Annotated in this window: 14 protein-coding genes; 10 read left to right on the top strand and 4 right to left on the bottom strand. The window is 68.5% G+C overall.

Going from position 1 to position 15,819, the window contains the following annotated elements:
* Window positions 1–321 precede the first annotated feature (321 nt).
* Complete coding sequence (locus ABIA71_RS16895; RefSeq protein ID WP_354286699.1) at window positions 322–1,194, bottom strand: LysR family transcriptional regulator; 873 nt, start codon at window positions 1,192–1,194, stop codon at window positions 322–324.
* A 209-nt stretch (window positions 1,195–1,403) separates the two neighbouring features.
* Here ABIA71_RS16895 and blaL2 point away from each other — a divergent pair, with 209 nt between their 5' ends.
* Window positions 1,404–2,303, top strand: coding sequence for a L2 family extended-spectrum class A beta-lactamase (blaL2, locus tag ABIA71_RS16890; RefSeq protein WP_354286697.1), 900 nt, complete (start codon window positions 1,404–1,406; stop codon window positions 2,301–2,303).
* A 117-nt stretch (window positions 2,304–2,420) separates the two neighbouring features.
* Here the strand turns inward: blaL2 and ggpS are convergent, their stop codons facing one another.
* Complete coding sequence (gene ggpS, locus ABIA71_RS16885; protein WP_354286807.1) at window positions 2,421–4,652, bottom strand: glucosylglycerol-phosphate synthase; 2,232 nt, start codon at window positions 4,650–4,652, stop codon at window positions 2,421–2,423.
* A 62-nt stretch (window positions 4,653–4,714) separates the two neighbouring features.
* Window positions 4,715–5,980 (bottom strand): MFS transporter, encoded by a 1,266-nt coding sequence (locus ABIA71_RS16880; protein ID WP_354286695.1) that lies wholly within the window; start codon window positions 5,978–5,980, stop codon window positions 4,715–4,717.
* 126 nt (window positions 5,981–6,106) lie between these two features.
* On the opposite strand from ABIA71_RS16880, the gene ABIA71_RS16875 reads away from it, so the two are divergent.
* Window positions 6,107–6,739 (top strand): hypothetical protein, encoded by a 633-nt coding sequence (locus ABIA71_RS16875; RefSeq protein WP_354286693.1) that lies wholly within the window; start codon window positions 6,107–6,109, stop codon window positions 6,737–6,739.
* Between the two features lie 202 nt (window positions 6,740–6,941).
* On the opposite strand, the gene ABIA71_RS16870 is transcribed toward ABIA71_RS16875, so the two are convergent.
* Window positions 6,942–7,628: a DUF3011 domain-containing protein gene (locus ABIA71_RS16870; RefSeq protein WP_502961273.1), complete on the bottom strand. Its 687-nt coding sequence runs from the start codon at window positions 7,626–7,628 to the stop codon at window positions 6,942–6,944.
* 467 nt (window positions 7,629–8,095) lie between these two features.
* Here ABIA71_RS16870 and aspS point away from each other — a divergent pair, with 467 nt between their 5' ends.
* From aspS to ABIA71_RS16830, 8 genes are all read left to right on the top strand, one after another.
* On the top strand, window positions 8,096–9,847 hold the full coding sequence (aspS, locus tag ABIA71_RS16865; RefSeq protein ID WP_354286689.1) for an aspartate--tRNA ligase: 1,752 nt from the start codon (window positions 8,096–8,098) through the stop codon (window positions 9,845–9,847).
* A 61-nt stretch (window positions 9,848–9,908) separates the two neighbouring features.
* Window positions 9,909–10,253: a DNA primase gene (locus tag ABIA71_RS16860; protein ID WP_354286687.1), complete on the top strand. Its 345-nt coding sequence runs from the start codon at window positions 9,909–9,911 to the stop codon at window positions 10,251–10,253.
* Between the two features lie 20 nt (window positions 10,254–10,273).
* Window positions 10,274–10,798, top strand: coding sequence for a GNAT family N-acetyltransferase (locus tag ABIA71_RS16855; RefSeq protein ID WP_354286685.1), 525 nt, complete (start codon window positions 10,274–10,276; stop codon window positions 10,796–10,798).
* 126 nt (window positions 10,799–10,924) lie between these two features.
* On the top strand, window positions 10,925–11,557 hold the full coding sequence (locus ABIA71_RS16850) for an esterase/lipase family protein (protein WP_354286683.1): 633 nt from the start codon (window positions 10,925–10,927) through the stop codon (window positions 11,555–11,557).
* A gap of 93 nt (window positions 11,558–11,650) precedes the next feature.
* Window positions 11,651–12,382 (top strand): YebC/PmpR family DNA-binding transcriptional regulator, encoded by a 732-nt coding sequence (locus tag ABIA71_RS16845; RefSeq protein ID WP_128097646.1) that lies wholly within the window; start codon window positions 11,651–11,653, stop codon window positions 12,380–12,382.
* Window positions 12,383–12,511: 129 nt separating this feature from the next.
* Window positions 12,512–13,033 carry a crossover junction endodeoxyribonuclease RuvC gene (gene ruvC, locus ABIA71_RS16840; RefSeq protein ID WP_038686707.1) on the top strand — a complete coding sequence of 174 codons (522 nt, stop codon included), beginning with the start codon at window positions 12,512–12,514 and terminating at the stop codon, window positions 13,031–13,033.
* A gap of 10 nt (window positions 13,034–13,043) precedes the next feature.
* The gene (gene ruvA, locus ABIA71_RS16835) at window positions 13,044–13,634 is read left to right on the top strand and encodes a Holliday junction branch migration protein RuvA (protein ID WP_038686709.1); all 591 of its coding nucleotides are present in this window, start codon (window positions 13,044–13,046) and stop codon (window positions 13,632–13,634) included.
* Between the two features lie 49 nt (window positions 13,635–13,683).
* Window positions 13,684–15,603, top strand: a complete 1,920-nt coding sequence (locus tag ABIA71_RS16830) for a potassium transporter Kup (RefSeq protein WP_038686710.1) — start codon at window positions 13,684–13,686, stop codon at window positions 15,601–15,603.
* Window positions 15,604–15,819: the final 216 nt, after the last annotated feature.

The raw sequence follows: 15,819 nt of genomic DNA, 5'->3' as shown, positions 1-15,819 counted from the left end.
CGCACAAACGCGGCGCCGGTGGGTGTGCCCCTCCGTCAGACAAGCCGTAGCGCCGGGCTCTGCCCGGCTGCCTCACCGCGACGCACAAACGCGGTGCCGGTGGGCGTGCCCCTCCGTTAGCCAAGCCGTAGCGCCGGGCTCTGCCCGGCTGCTTCCCCGGGACACACAAACGCGGCGCCGCTGGATGTGCCGCTCCGTCAGCCAGGCCGCGTAGCGCCGGGCTCTGCCCGGCTGCCTCACCGCGACGCACAAACGCGGTGCCGGTGGGTGTGCCCCTCCGTTAGACAAGCCGGGCAGAGCCCGGCGCTACGGGGGCCGGATTCATGCCGCGCCGTCCTGCGCCTCCAACCATTCCCGGAATCGCCGCGCCGCATCGCTTTCGGCGCGCGAGCGCAGGCGCGTCAACCAATACCGCCCCAGGTCCAGAGTTTTTGCGAACGGCTGCACCAGCCGTCCCTGCGCCAGGTCCTGCTCGAACATCTTCAACGGCAGCAGCGCCACGCCCGCACCGGCGGCGGCTGCACTGGCCAGCGTCAGCGACGAATCGAACACCGGGCCGCGCGCTTCCAGCTCCGCCACCCCGGCCGCCTGCAGCCAGCGCGGCCATTCGTCACTGCGGTACGAACGCAGCAACGCCACGTTGGCCAGGTCGCGCGGGTCGCGCAGTGCGCGCGCCAGCGCGGGCGCGCACAGCGGGGCGAACGGGGCATCCAGCACCGGCGTGCTCACCTGGCCCTGCCAGTCGCCATCGCCGAACCGGATCGCCAGGTCCAGGCCTTCGCCGGCCAGGTCGATGCGGTTGTTGTGGGTCTGCACGCGCAGCTCGATATCGGCATGGCGCGCGGAAAAATCGGCCAGCCGCGGCAGCAGCCAGCCGGTGGCGAACGTGCCCACCACGCCCACCCCGAGCACGTCGCGGAAATGTCCCCCGACGAACCGGTCCAGGCTCACCGCGATGCGGTCGAAGGCCTCGTTGAGTACGGGATACAGCCGCGCGCCCTCATCGGTAAGCGCCACCCCACGCGGCAGGCGGTTGAACAGCGACACCCCGAGCCGGTCTTCCAGCGCCCGGATCTGGTGGCTGAGTGCGGCCTGGCTGACGCACAGCTCCAGCGCGGCCCGGGTGAAGTTCTGGTGGCGGGCGGCGGCCTCAAAGGCGCGCAGGGCATTGAGCGGCAACTGGGGGCGGAGCATGCGGGGGAGCCGTGAGCTGGAGTGATGGAATCATCGCATTCCTATGGCGAGTGTGCCGCGTTGCATGAAGATCCATCTGGTTTTTCAGTGACGTCGCTTTTTGTCGCATCTGACACACATTAGGTCACGTTATGGTTTCCGCTGAAAATGGTTGCTGGTGAGCCGGCCGGGGCGCTGGCAATACTCTGCCTTTGCCACGGAGGATCCGCATGCTCGATCGACGTCATTTCCTGCAATGGACCGGCGCTGCCGCCGTCTCGGCGATCGCCGCCAGCGCGTTTGCAAACACCCCCGACGTGGCGGCCACGCCCCGGCCGACGGCCCGCGACTTTGCTCAGCTTGAAGCGGCCAGTGGCGGCCGCCTGGGCGTCACGCTGCTGCACACCGGCAGCGGCCAGCGTTTCGGCCATCGCCAGGACGAGCGCTTCCCGATGTGCAGCACCTTCAAGTTCGCGTTGTGCGCGACCGTGCTGCAGTTGGCGGACCAGGGAAAACTCTCGCTGGACCGGCGCCTGGCGATAACCACGCAGGACCTGCTCTCGCATGCACCCGTGACCGCGCGCCACGTGGGCAAGGACGTCACCGTGCGTGACCTGTGCCGGGCCACCCTGGTCACCAGCGACAACCCGGCCGCCAACCTGCTCCTGCGCGTCGTGGGTGGCCCGGCCGGCGTGACCGCGTTCCTACGGGCCAGCGGCGATGCCGTGACCCGCAACGACCGTTACGAGCCGGACATGAACCGGTTCGCCGCCGGCGACCCGCGCGATACCACCAGCCCGGCGGCGATGGCCGCCAGCCTGCAGCGGCTGGTGCTGGGCGAGGTGCTGCAGCCGGCGTCGCGCCAGCAACTGGCCGACTGGCTGATCGACAACGAAACCGGCGATGCACGCCTCCGTGCCGGGCTGTCCAAGGCGTGGCGGGTGGGTGACAAAACCGGCAGCAACGGCGAAGACACCACCAACGACATCGCCATCCTGTGGCCACTGGCCGGCGGCGCGCCGTGGGTACTGACCAGCTACCTGCAGGGCGCCCGCGTGGATGATGCCGCTCGCAACGATGTGCTGCGCCAGGTGGCGGTCATCGCCGAGCAGCACATCCGCGCAGCGTAACCTCACCCCGCGGTAGAGCCGACCGTTGGTCGGCTGCATCCCCACGGTAGAGCCGACCGTGGGTCGGCTCCACGCCATGCCCGATCCAATGGCAGCCGGGCAGAGCCCGGCGCTACGTCAGCCGCGCACCGCCTCCAGGAACTCGCGTCCCCAGCGGTCCACGTCGTAATACTCCACGCTCCCAAACAGCTGCCGCATGCGCCCGGTGGCTTCTTCCTCCGGCATCGACAACGCCTGCAGCAGCCCGGCAGTCAGGTCCGCCGGATCGTGCGGGTTGGTCAGCACCGCGCCCTTCAACTCCGCTGCCGCACCGGCGAACTCGCTGAGCACCAGTACGCCGCTGCTGCCTTCGATGCCGTGGGTGGCCACGAACTCCTTGGCCACCAGGTTCAGGCCGTCGCGCAACGGGGTGATCCACATCACCTGCGCCGCCGCGTAGTGCGCCACCACCTCCTCGAACGGCAGTGCCTGTGCGAAGAACCGCACCGGCGTCCAGTCCAGCCGCGAGAAGCGGCCGTTGATGCGGCCCACCGCCTGCTCGATCTGGTTCTGCAGCGTGCGGTACACGGTCATCTCGCGCGCGGCCGGCACGCACACCATCAGCAGGGTCACCTTGCCCTGGCGGTCGGGATGCTGTTCCAGCAGGCGTTCGAAGGCCTCCAGCTTGGCCAGCGTGCCCTTGGTGTAGTCCAGCCGTTCCACCGACAGCACCAGCTTGCGCGCGCCGATCTCGCGGCGCAGCTTGAAGATGTCATTGCGCACGTCGCTGCGTGCCAGCACGTTATGGATGCGGCGCAGGTCGGTGCCCACCGGGTGCGCGCCCAGGGCGATCTCGCGGTCGCCCACGCGCAGGCGCGTGGTCATGGTGTCCAGCCCCACCGCGCAGCCATAGGTGAGGAAGCGCGGGGCACAGCTTTCCCACGCCAGGCGCTCGGCCGGCACGGCGCCGCGCACCACGTCCACGAAGTTCTCCACCTGGCGCGGAATATGGAAGCCGATGTAGTCGCACGACAGCAGGCTGCCGATGATCTCGCGCCGCCACGGCACCACATTGAACACGTCCGCCGACGGGAAGTAGGTGTGGTGGAAAAAGGCGATCTTCAGGTCCGGGCGCAGTTCGCGCAGCGTGGCCGGCACCATCCACAGGTTGTAATCATGGATCCACACCGTCGCCCCGTGCGCGGCTTCGGCGGCGGTGGCCTCGGCGAACTTGCGGTTGACCGTCAGGAACACCTGCCAGTCGTCCTCGCGGAACTTCGCGCGTTCCCAGAACACATGCAGCATCGGCCAGAACGCTTCCTTGGAGAAGCGCTTGTAGAAGATGTCCACTTCCTGCCGGCTCAGCGGCACCCGCGCAGCGGTAAGGGTGGGGTAGCGCTCGGCGTCCACTGCCAGGTGGGTCTGGAACGGCCCACGCTTGGGGTCGTCGATGCCCCATGCCACCCACGAACCCTTCTGGCCACCTTCGAAGAAGCTCAGCAGCGAGGGAATGATGCCGTTGGGCGAGCGCGGTGGGCGCTGCACCAGCACGCCGTTCTCCATCACTTCGTCGAAGGGCAGGCGGTGGTAGACCATCACCAGGTCGGCGCCGGCGGCGCGGGCCTGCTTGGGTGGGTACAGGTAGCGGTCATCGTCGGCGAGCAGTGCGAAGTGCTCGATCGCCTCCAGGATGCCGCCGCACCCCGGTGCCTGCGCATGGAACGTGTTGGCCAGCGTGGCGGTCGCTTCGGTCAGCGCCGGCTCGGAATCGCCCACGCACACGCCGCGGAAGCCGGCGGTGTACATCGACAGGTCATTGAGGGTGTCGCCGGCCACCAGGATGCGCTCGCGCGGCAGGTCGAGCAGGCGCGCAAGCGCGGCCAGGGTGCGGCCCTTGTCGGTGTCCGGCGGCAGGATGTCCAGGTAGCGGTCTGCCGAATACAGCACGTCGCAGCCCAGCGCCTGGGCGGCAGCCTGGATCTGCGCGCGCAGCGGCGCCAGCGTCTGGGGATCGCAGAAATACGAGCAGCGCCGTTCCTGCGGCACGTCCTGGCGCTGCAGCGCGGTGAACGGGCGCATCGCCGCGGCCACCACGTGTTCGCCGGGCCAGTGCGCATCGATCATCGATTGCAGCGGTTGCAGGGGCTGCAGCGTCTGGCCATCCACCACGGTCGCGCCGACATCGCAGACCACGTAGTCCGGGCGCGGAATGGCCGGGTCGGAAAGCAGCGGCATCACCGCTTCCAGGCCGCGGCCGGTGATGAAGATCAGGGCGATGCCCGGGTGCTGGTCAACCAGCCGGTACAGCCGGTGGCGCGCGGCGGCATCGCCGGCGAGGAAGGTGCCATCCAGATCGGTGGCCAGAATCAGTTGCGGAGCCGGCGTGGCCGGCGATGTACGGGTCGGAGTGGAAAGGGCGGGTGTCGATACAGTCAATGGGCTTCCTTATCGGAACGGGTGGAATGGGGGGTATCCGGCGGCGCCTCGAGGTCGGTTTCGGGCATCAGCTCCAGCGCCGACGGCGTGGTGCGCAGCATCAGCCGGAACCCGACCGGATGCGTGCGCACCCGCTGGAACCGCAGCAGGCGCGCGCCGGTAAACAGCGCCAGCAGCATCAGCACAACGGCGAAGTACAAAGGCAGCGCGGCAGGGCCGAAGCGCTGCATGGCCGCGCCGGCCAGCGCCGGACCCAGCGCCGCGCCCACGCCGTGCACCAGCAGCAGGCTGGAACAGCCCGACAGCAGGTGTTGGCGCGGCAGGTAGTCGAGCATGTGGGCCACGGCGAACGGATACAGCGCGAAGGCCAGCCCGCCGTAGCAGAAGAACAACCCGAACAGCAGGTGGGTCTGCAGCTGGATCATCGGCAGCGATGCCACCACCGCGATGCCGGCGGCGGCCAGGCTCAGCGCGACCAGCCCACTGCGGCGGTCGTGGCCGTTGCTGATATGGCCCAGCGGCCACTGCAGCAGCGCACCGCCGAGGATGGCGGTCAGCATGAACAGCGCCACGCCATTGCCATCCAGGCCCACCGCGCCGGCATACACCGGCAGCAGGCCCCAGAAGGCGCCCATCGCCAGCCCCGACAGGCCCGCGGCCACGGTGGCCACCGGCGCCATCGCATACAGCCGGCTCAGGGTGAGCCGCGACACGACCGGCACGTCCGGTTGGCGCAGGCGGGTGGCGGTGACCGGCAACACTGCCGCGCAGATCAGGATCGCGGTCAGCATGAACATCGCCATCGCACTGGCATCGCCCAGCATCAGCAGCACCTGGCCCAGCGCCAGCGCAGAAAGATTGACCACCATGTACAGCGAGAACGCGCGGCTGCGCCGGGCAGGATCGGGCTCGGCGTTGAGCCAGCTCTCGATCACCGTATACAGCCCGACCAGCGCGATGCCGGTGGCGATGCGCAGCACGCCCCAGGCGACGGGGTGCAGCCACAGCGGATGCAGCAGTACGGCGATCGCCGCGAGCGCGGCGAAGAAGGCGAATGCACGGATATGCCCGATGCGGCCGATCAGCGAGGGCGCGAAAAAGGTGCCGATGAAGAAGCCGGCGAAATAGCCGGACATCACCAGCCCCAGCGTGCCGGCACCGAAGCCGGCCTGGCCGCCGCGCACCGCCAGCAAGGTGCCCAGAAGTCCGCTGCCGGTGAGCAGCAGCGCGACACCGGTGAGCAGGGCGGTCAGCCGCAACATGCGCGCGGCCTGGGTGGGAAGGCAATAAACAACACCTGATCTACCGTAGCACAGCCACGATGAAGCCCCGGTGGCAGCCACGCCGATGCGTTTGCACTGCCTGTGCATGCAGGCTAGGGTAGGGCGATGAATGTTCCCAACGTTGTTGCACCGCTCGCCATTGCGTTGTTGCTTGCCGCCTGCGGTGGGCGGCAGGACAGCGTGGCTCACGACGTGGCCAATGCACCGGCTGACGCGTTCCTTGCCGCAGTGGCGGCCCATTGCGGCAAGGCGTACGAAGGCAAGGTGATTGCCAACGAGCCGCGCACCGACGCACCTGATCCGTTCGACGGCAAGCGCTTGGTGATGCATGTGCGCGGGTGCGACGACCCTGCACACGGGCTGCGCATTCCGTTCCATGTCGGCGACGATCACTCACGTACCTGGGTGATCAGCCGCACCGAGACCGGCCTGCGCCTGAAGCACGATCATCGCCACCAGGACGGCAGCCCCGATGCGGTGACGATGTACGGCGGCGACAGCAAGCCACCGGGTACCGCGCAGCGCCAGAGCTTCCCGGTGGATGCTGATTCGGTGGCGATGTTCCGCACCGCCGACATGCTGCCGTCCGTGCACAACACCTGGGCGATGGAGATCGAACCGGACCAGCGCTTCATCTATGAACTGACCCGCCCGGGCGGTCGCCGCTTCCAGGTCGAATTCAACCTGAGCAAGCCGGTCGCGCTACCGCCCGCGCCATGGGGCAGCCCGGCCCCGTAGAGCGGGGCTCTGCCCCGCTGCCGTTCGTAGAGCGGGGCTCTGCCCCGCTGTTGTTTGCCTGCCATGGGGTTCAGGAGGTTGCCGGCCAGCGGCCGGCACTACCCGTATCTGGTTCAGGAGGTTGCCGGCCAGCGGCCGGCACTACCCGTATCTGGCTCAGGAGGTTGCCGGCCAGCGGCCGGCACCCCGCGTCTTCCGGCGGTTACCGCACCCCGAACCGGGCACGGCAGCCGTTGCTGACCCACAGGCTGCTGTTGCTATAGCCCCAGCTGCGGCCTTCCACGCAGGCGCTGCCGGACAGCTGCTGCTGCAATACCGGGCGGCCCTGGCGGGCCTCCCAGGCGCAGGTTTCCCGACGATTGCTGTTGCTGCTGCAGGTCACGCTGTAATTGGCGTTGCCGCCGCCATTGCCGCCGCCCCAGCCGCCCCGGGCCTCGGCGAACTCGCCCCGGCAGCCGCGGTTGACCCACACCGCCCCGTTGCGCACGCCCCAGGTCTGGCCTTCCACGCAGGCCGAGCCGGAAATCTGCCGGACCAGGGTGGCGTTGCGCCAGCCGGTGTTGCAGCTGCGTTCGCGGTTGTCCTGGCTCTCGCAGCGGATGGTGCCGCCGGTGCTGCCGCCGCCACCGCCCCAGTTGCCGCCGTTGCCGCGCCCTTCGACGAACTCGGCGCGGCAGCCGCCGGTGACCCAGACCGTGCCGTTGCGCGAGCCCCAGGTGCGCCCTTCCTGGCAGGCCGAGCCGGAAATCTGCCGCGACAGCTGGGCACTGCGCCAGCCGGTGTTGCAGACCCGCTCGCGGTTGTTCTGGCTCTCGCAGCGCACCGTGCCGCCGTTGTTGTTGCCCCCACCGCCGCCGTTCCAGCCCCCGCCGCCGCCGCTGCCGCGCAACGAGGTCGCGATGTCCTGTTTGATCCGTGAGAAGCCCCAGCCCGAATTGACCTGGGCCAGGTAGAAGCGCAGCTGGTCGTCGGGAATGCGGCGGCCATTGGACTGGTCGGCATATTCCTGAGTGATCACCCGCGAGCGGTCGCTGGAGGACAGCTGCGACAGGTTTTCGGGGGCATAGGCGCGGGTGCTGATCTGGGCCTGGACGGCCGGGGCGCTACAGCCCAGGGCCAGGGCCAGGCAGACAACGGTGAGGCGACGGTTCATGGCGACATCCCCTTGCGGTCGTTGGTGCGCGGACTATAGGAACGGGCCGGGTTCACGCCGCGTGATGCCCGCCGGGCGGGCCACAGGCCCCGGCCGGGCAGGGGCGGGCAACGGCCCATTTGCCCCGGCGCAGGCTACGCCGCAGAATAAAGGGCTGTCCGGCGCAACCTGGTGCCGGCATTCTCCTGCGGAGCTTTACCCCCATGCGTACCCACTTCTGTGGCCTGGTCGATGAGACCCTGATTGGCCAAACCGTTACCCTCGCCGGCTGGACCGACGTTGCCCGCAACCAGGGCGGCGTGTGCTTCATCGATCTTCGCGATCATGAAGGCATCGTGCAGGTGACGGTGGAAGTCGACAACGCGGCCGTGTTCGCCGTGGCCGCCAGCCTGGGCTACGAGGACGTGCTGCAGGTGGAGGGCGTGGTGCGTGCGCGCCATGCGGTGAACGACAAGATCCGCACCGGCAAGGTGGAAGTGATCGCCACGGCCATCACCGTGCTCAACAAGGCCGAGCCGCTGCCGTTCCATGCCCACGAGAACCCGGGCGAGGAAACCCGCCTGAAGTACCGCTACCTGGACCTGCGCCGCCCGGAAATGCAGCGCATGCAGCGCACCCGCATCAAGCTGGTGCAGGCGCTGCGCCGCCACCTGGACGCCACCGGCTTCCAGGACATCGAAACCCCGATCCTGACCAAGGCCACCCCGGAAGGCGCCCGCGACTTCCTGGTGCCGGCGCGCATGCACCCGGGCGAGTTCTACGCCCTGCCGCAGAGCCCGCAGCTGTTCAAGCAGATCCTGATGGTGGCCGGCTTCGACCGCTACTACCAGATCGCGCGCTGCTTCCGCGACGAGGCCCTGCGTGCCGACCGCCAGCTGGAATTCACCCAGCTGGACATGGAGTTTGCCTTCGTGCGCGAGCGCGACGTGCAGGACTTCGTCGAAGACATGATCCGCGCCATCTTCAAGGAAGTGGTGGACGTCGAGCTGGACGCCAGCTTCCCGCGCCTGACCTGGGCCGAGGCGATGCGTCGCTTCGGGTCGGACAAGCCGGACCTGCGCATCGCGCTGGAGCTGGTGGACGTGGCCGAGCTGGTCAAGACCAGTGAGTTCCCGGTGTTCACCGCCGCCGCCAACGACGCCGACGGCCGCGTGGCCGCGCTGCGCATCCCCGGCGGTGCCACCCTGAGCCGCAAGCAGATCGACGAGTACGCCGCACATGCCGCCAAGTACGGCGCCAAGGGCCTGGCCTACATCAAGATCGGCGACACCGGCGAGATCAGCTCGCCGATCGCCAAGTTCTTCAGCGAAGAGGCCTTCGCCGCGCTGGTGGCCCACGTGGGTGCCGGCAACGGCGACATCGTGTTCTTCGGTGCCGGTGGTTACAACAAGGTGTCCGACTTCATGGGCGCGCTGCGCCTGAAGGCCGGCAAGGACTTCAACCTGGTCGCCGCCGGGTGGGCGCCGCTGTGGGTCACCGACTTCCCGATGTTCGAATACGACGACGAAGCCCAGCGCTACGTCGCCCTGCATCACCCCTTCACCGCCCCGGCGGTGGACGACATCGCCGACCTGCGCGCCAACGCCAAGACCGCCGTGTCGCGCGGCTATGACATGGTGCTCAACGGCAACGAGATCGGCGGCGGTTCGATCCGTATCCACCGCTCGGACATGCAGAGCACGGTGTTCGAGCTGCTGGGCATCGGTGCCGAAGAGGCCGAGGCCAAGTTCGGCTTCCTGCTCGACGCGCTGCGCTTCGGCGCGCCGCCGCACGGTGGCATCGCCTTCGGTATCGACCGCATCGCCGCGCTGATGGCCGGCACCGAGTCGATCCGCGACGTCATTCCGTTCCCGAAGACCACCGGCGCGCAGTGCCTGATGACTGGCGCCCCGTCGCCGATCCCGGACGAGCAGCTGGCCGAAGTGCACGTCCAGGTTCGCCCGCGCAAGGCCTGACCCCGCTAACGTAGTGCCGGGCGCTGCCCGGCAAGCCCCACCAAACCCCGGAGATCCTGCAATGAGCGAGTTCGCGTTTTCGTTGGAATGGGAAAAGCTGGGCAATGAAGGCGCCGACGCCACCCTGGTCACCGAACGCGCCCGCGTGTTTGGTGGCTGGCTGGTGCGCGTGGGCACCAACCCCGCCGCCATGGCGCTGACCTTCGTGCAGGACGGCGAAGGGCGCTGGGATGGCGAGGACTTCGGCGTGGAAGACTACGAAGAAGACGAAGACGACCTCGACGAGGAAGAAGACGAGGACGAGGACGAGGAAGAAGAAGGCGAAGACGACGAGGAAGAGGACGAGGACGAGGACGAGGAAGAGGGCGACGAGGAAGAAGACGCCCCCCACGGAGCGCAGGCCTGAGGCCTGCCCTGATACCCGCCATGTACGCCATCCGCCGTGCCACCGTTGAGGACGCACCGACCCTGTCGGTGCTGGCCACGCGTACCTTCGTGGAAACCTTCGGCCATCTCTATCCTGCGCAGGACCTGCAGGGTTTCCTGGACGAGGCCTATGCGGTCGACCGCCAGCGCACCATCCTGGCCCATCCGGACTATGCAGTGTGGCTGCTGGAACGGGACGGGGTGGCCGTTGGCCACGCCGCGGCCGGCCCCTGCGGCCTGCCGCACCCGGACGTGCAGCCGGGCGATCGCGAACTCAAGCGCCTGTACCTGATCAAGGACGAACAGAGCTGCGGCTGGGGCAGCCGGTTGCTGGAAACGGCGCTGGACTGGCTCGAACGCGACGGCCCGCACACGCTGTGGCTGGGCGTGTGGTCGGAAAACTTTGGCGCGCAGCGTTTTTACGCCCGCTACGGCTTCACCAAGGTGGGCACCTACGAGTTCCCGGTCGGCAGCGTACGCGACCTGGAGTTCATCCTGCGCCGACCGGCCGGCCCGGCGCGCTGAGCACCCGTCCCGTTTCCTTCTCCATCGCAATGGACCGCAACGGCTTCACCCGCCGTTGCACGGTCTATTCGTCTAATGGCCGTGTTTCCTTCCGCAGGTCCCAAGCCAACCGGCTAGGCTGAGTGCATGAATCCCCCTGTTTTACTGCTTCACGGCATCTGGAATGCGCGCGCGTGGGTGGGCCCGCTGGCCTGGCGGCTGCGCGCACGTGGCTTCAGCGTGGACACCTTCGGTTACTCCAGCGTTTTCGGCGGGCCCGACGTGGCCGTGCCGCAGCTGCTGGAACGGCTCAAGGACAGCGGCCCGGTGTCGCTGGTCGGACACAGCCTGGGCGGGCTGGTGGCGCTGGAAGCGTTGCGCCAGCAGCCCGACCTGCCGGTGTCGCGGGTGGTGTGCCTGGGCTCGCCGCTGCGCGGCAGCGGTACCGCCCGCTCGCTGGCCGACCATGGCTGGTCGCTGGCGCTCGGCCGCAGCAGCGAATTGCTGCTCGACGGCCTGCCGGCCTGGGAGGGCAGGGCGCAGGTGGGGTTGATCGCCGGCTCGGTCCCGCACGGGCTGGGCAGCCTGCTGGGCGCCATTGGCGAGGCCTCCGACGGCACCGTGGCGCTGGATGAGACCCACCTGCCGGGCCTGGCCGACCATTGCGTGGTCCCGGCCAGCCACAGCGGGCTGGTGTTTTCCCCCGAGGCGGCGCGCCAGACCGCCGCCTTCCTGCGCGATGGCCGCTTCCGGCCCGACCGCGCCGCCCACGCCGCCTGAGCCCGGGCGGCCCCCCGGCCACGACTAACACGGTCGCGGCAGGCGATCAGGTAGAATCCGCGCCCTGTTCCTCATGCAAGCACGGTAATACCCATGGGTAGAGGTCCCTCGATCGAGAACCGCAAAAACGCGTCCGACGCGAAGCGCGGCAAGATTTTCACCAAGATCATCCGCGAGATCGGCGTTGCCGCGCGCGGCGGTGGAGGAGACCCCAACAACAACCCGCGCCTGCGGGTTGCCATGGACAAGGGCCTGGCCTCGAACATGTCCAAGGACGTGATCGAGCGCGCCATCAAGAAGGCCACCGGCGAACTGGAAGGCGTGGAATACGAGGAGATCCGCTACGAGGGCTATGCCCCCGGTGGCGTGGCCGTGATCGTGGACTGCCTGACCGACAACCGCGTGCGCACCGTGGCCGATGTCCGCCACGCGTTCAGCAAGTGCGGCGGCAACATGGGCACCGAAGGCTCGGTGGCCTTCATGTTCAAGCGCGTGGGCGTGCTGCATTTCGCCGCCGGCGCCAATGAAGAGACCATCACCGAGGCGGCCATCGAGGCCGGCGCGGATGACATCGTGGTGTACCCGGAAGACGGCGCGATCGACGTGTTGACCGCTGCCGACAGCTATCACGCGGTCAAGGACGCCATGGAAGCGGCCAAGCTGACCCCGGACCACGCCGAACTGACCTTCCGCGCCGACAACGACATCAAGGTCGAAGGCGACACCGCCCTGCAGGTCAAGAAGCTGCTGGACATGCTGGAAGACCTGGACGACGTGCAGGACGTGTTCTCCAACGCCGACCTCGGCGCGGACGCCTACGCCTGACCGGACGCGCTGCCGGTCGCCTTTGGCGACCGGTGGGCGGACAATGCGGACCATGATGACTCCAGCCGTTCCCTGCCATCGCCGCCGCACTGTTCCGTTCCGGGTCCTGCCCGGCCGCGTGCGTGCCGCATGACCCGCATCCTCGGCATCGACCCCGGTTCGCAACGCACCGGGGTGGGCATCATTGATGTGGATGCCACCGGCAAGGTCGTGCACGTGCACCACCTGCCGCTGGTGTTGCTGGGCGCCGACGATTTCCCGCAGCGCATGAAGCTGCTGGTGCTGGGCCTGAACGCCCTGGTCGAGGAATACCGCCCCGACGAAGTGGCGATCGAAAAAGTGTTCATGGCGCGCAACCCCGACTCGGCCCTGAAACTGGGCCAGGCCCGCGGCGCGGCCATCTCGGCGGTGGTCATGCGCGACCTGCCGGTCAGCGAATACGCGGCCACCGAAATCAAGCTGGCCGTGGTCGGCCGCGGTGGCGCGGAAAAACAACAGGTCCAACACATGGTCGGGCTCATGCTCAACCTGAAAACCAAGCTGCAGGCCGACGCCGCCGATGCGTTGGCCGTGGCCATCACCCACGCCCACGTACGGGCAACGGCGCAGCGCCTGGGCGTCAATGCCCGCATGGCCTGGAGCCGCAAATGAGGAAAGCTGCATGATTGGTCGTCTGCGCGGGATCGTGGCCTACAAGGCGCCGCCGTGGCTGCTCATCGACGTCAATGGCGTCGGTTACGAGCTGGAGGCGCCGATGAGCACCTTCTACGACCTGCCCGAGCTGGGCCGCGAGGTCACCCTGTTCACCCACTACGCGCAGAAGGAAGACAGCGTGTCGCTGTACGGCTTCCTGCGCGAGGGCGAGCGCCGCCTGTTCCGCGACGTGCAGAAGGTCAGCGGAATCGGCGCCAAGATCGCGCTGGCGGTGTTGTCGGGGGTGAGCGTGGACGAGTTCGCGCGCATGCTGCAGGCCGGTGACATCACCGCGCTGACCCGCATTCCCGGCATCGGCAAGAAGACCGCCGAGCGCATGGTGCTGGAACTGCGCGACCGCGCGGCCAACTTCGGCGGGGGCGGCGCGCCCCTGGCCGGTGCCGCGCCGGCCACCGACCCGGTCTCCGAGGCCACCGTGGCCCTGCAGCAGCTGGGCTACAAGCCGGCCGAGGCCGCGCGCATGGCGCGCGATGCCAACGCCGAGGGCGACGATGTCGCCACCGTCATCCGCAAGGCCCTGCAGGCCGCGCTGCGCTGACCCGCGCGCTGCCTTTTTCCTGATACCGACCGCGTCCGCCCGGAGCACCATGTCCACCTCTTCCACCCAGCACGACAACGGCCACGCCGCGCACGGCCACGCGCCGGCGGCCGGCGGCATGGCCCTGATGATCGGCGCCATCGGCGTGGTATTCGGCGACATCGGCACCAGCCCGCTCTATACGTTGAAGGAAGCGTTCTCGCCGCATTACGGCCTCAACAGCGACCACGACACCGTACTGGGAGTGCTGTCACTGGCGTTCTGGGCGCTGAACATCGTCGTTACGCTCAAATACGTCACCATCATCATGCGCGCCGACAACGAGGGCGAGGGCGGCATCATGGCGCTGATGGCGCTGACCCAGCGCACCTTGCGGCACGGCTCGCGCTCGGCGTACGTGGTGGGCATCCTGGGCATCTTCGGGGCCTCGCTGTTCTTCGGCGACGGGGTGATCACCCCGGCCATCTCGGTGCTGGGTGCGGTCGAAGGCCTGGAGGTGGCCGCGCCCGGGCTGCATGCGTTCATCGTGCCGATCACGGTGGTGGTGCTGCTGGCGGTGTTCGCGGTGCAGCGCTTTGGCACCGAGAAGATCGGCAAGCTGTTCGGGCCGATCACCTCGATCTGGTTCATTTCGCTGGCCGCCATCGGCATCTGGAACATCGTCGACGCGCCGGAAGTGCTCAAGGCCTTCAACCCCATGTGGGCGCTGCGCTTCTTCATGGAGCACGGCTGGCACGGCATCTTCATCCTGGGCGCGGTGGTGCTGGCAGTCACCGGTGGCGAGGCGCTGTACGCGGACATGGGCCACTTCGGGGCCAAGCCGATCCGCCATGCGTGGTATTTCTTCGTGCTGCCGTGCCTGGTGCTGAACTACCTGGGGCAGGGCGCGCTGGTGCTCAACAACCCCGAGGCAGTGAAGAACCCGTTCTTCGAGGCCGTGCCCGACTGGGCGCTGTACCCGATGATCATCCTGGCCACCATGGCCGCGGTGATCGCCTCGCAGTCGGTGATCACCGGCGCCTTCTCGGTCTCGCGCCAGGCCATGCAGCTGGGCTACATCCCGCGCATGCGCATCACCCATACCTCGCACGACACCATCGGCCAGATCTACATCCCCGGCATCAACTGGGGCATCGCGGTCATGGTGATCGGGCTGGTGCTGGCCTTCCGCAGCTCGTCCAACCTGGCCGTGGCCTACGGCATCTCGGTGTCGGCGACGATGCTGATCGATACCCTGCTGCTGGCCCTGGTGGCCCGCGCGCTGTGGCCGACCTCGCGCTACTGGATCATCCCGCTGTGCGTGGTGTTCTTCATCATCGACCTGGGCTTTGTGATCGCCAACGGCGCCAAGCTGCTGCAGGGCGCCTGGTTCCCGGTGGTGCTGGGCATCGTGCTGTTCACGATGATGCGTACCTGGCGGCGCGGCCGCGAGCTGCTGCGTGACGAGATCCGCAAGGACGGCATCCGCATCGACACCTTCCTGCCCGGGCTGATGCTGGCCCCGCCGGTACGGGTGCCGGGCACCGCGGTGTTCCTCACCGCCGACCCCACCGTGGCCCCGCATGCGCTGATGCACAACCTCAAGCACAACAAGGTGCTGCATGAGCGCAACGTGTTCCTGCACGTGGTGACCCTGCCGGTGCCGTACGCGCCGGAGGGCCAGCGCCTGAAGATCGAGTCGGTGGGCGACGAGTTCTACCGCATCTACGTGCGCTTCGGCTTCATGGAAACCCCGGACGTGCCGCTGGCGCTGATGCGCTCCTGCGACCACGGCGGGATCTACTTCGACCCGATGGACACCACCTTCTTCGCCAGCCGCGAGACCATCGTGGCCACCGCCAACCGGGGCATGCCGATCTGGCGCGACAAGCTGTTCGCGCTGATGCACCGCAATGCAGCCCCGGCCACCGGGTTCTTCCGGATCCCGGGCAACCGGCTGGTGGAACTGGGGGCGCAGGTGGAGATCTGACGAAGTCAGATCGCCGCCTGCGGCCCAAGGTTTGCTGCGCAAACCTTGGGGCCCGGGCGCATTCCACCTTATCCCCGCACCTTCGATTCGTTCCCGGTAGTGGGGGGGGGGGGGGGGGGGGGGGGGCCGGGCCCGCCCCCCCCGGGGGGGGGGGGGGGCGCCCGGCCCGCCCCCCCCCCCCAACCCCCAACCCCCACCCCCCCCACCACCCCCAAA

Origin of the sequence: Stenotrophomonas sp. 2619, from assembly GCF_040548725.1 — a bacterium.
In the GTDB taxonomy this organism is placed as follows: Bacteria; Pseudomonadota; Gammaproteobacteria; order Xanthomonadales; family Xanthomonadaceae; genus Stenotrophomonas; species Stenotrophomonas maltophilia_AP.
Note: the sequence above shows the minus strand (reverse complement) of the source record. Positions and strands in the feature narration are given on the sequence as shown.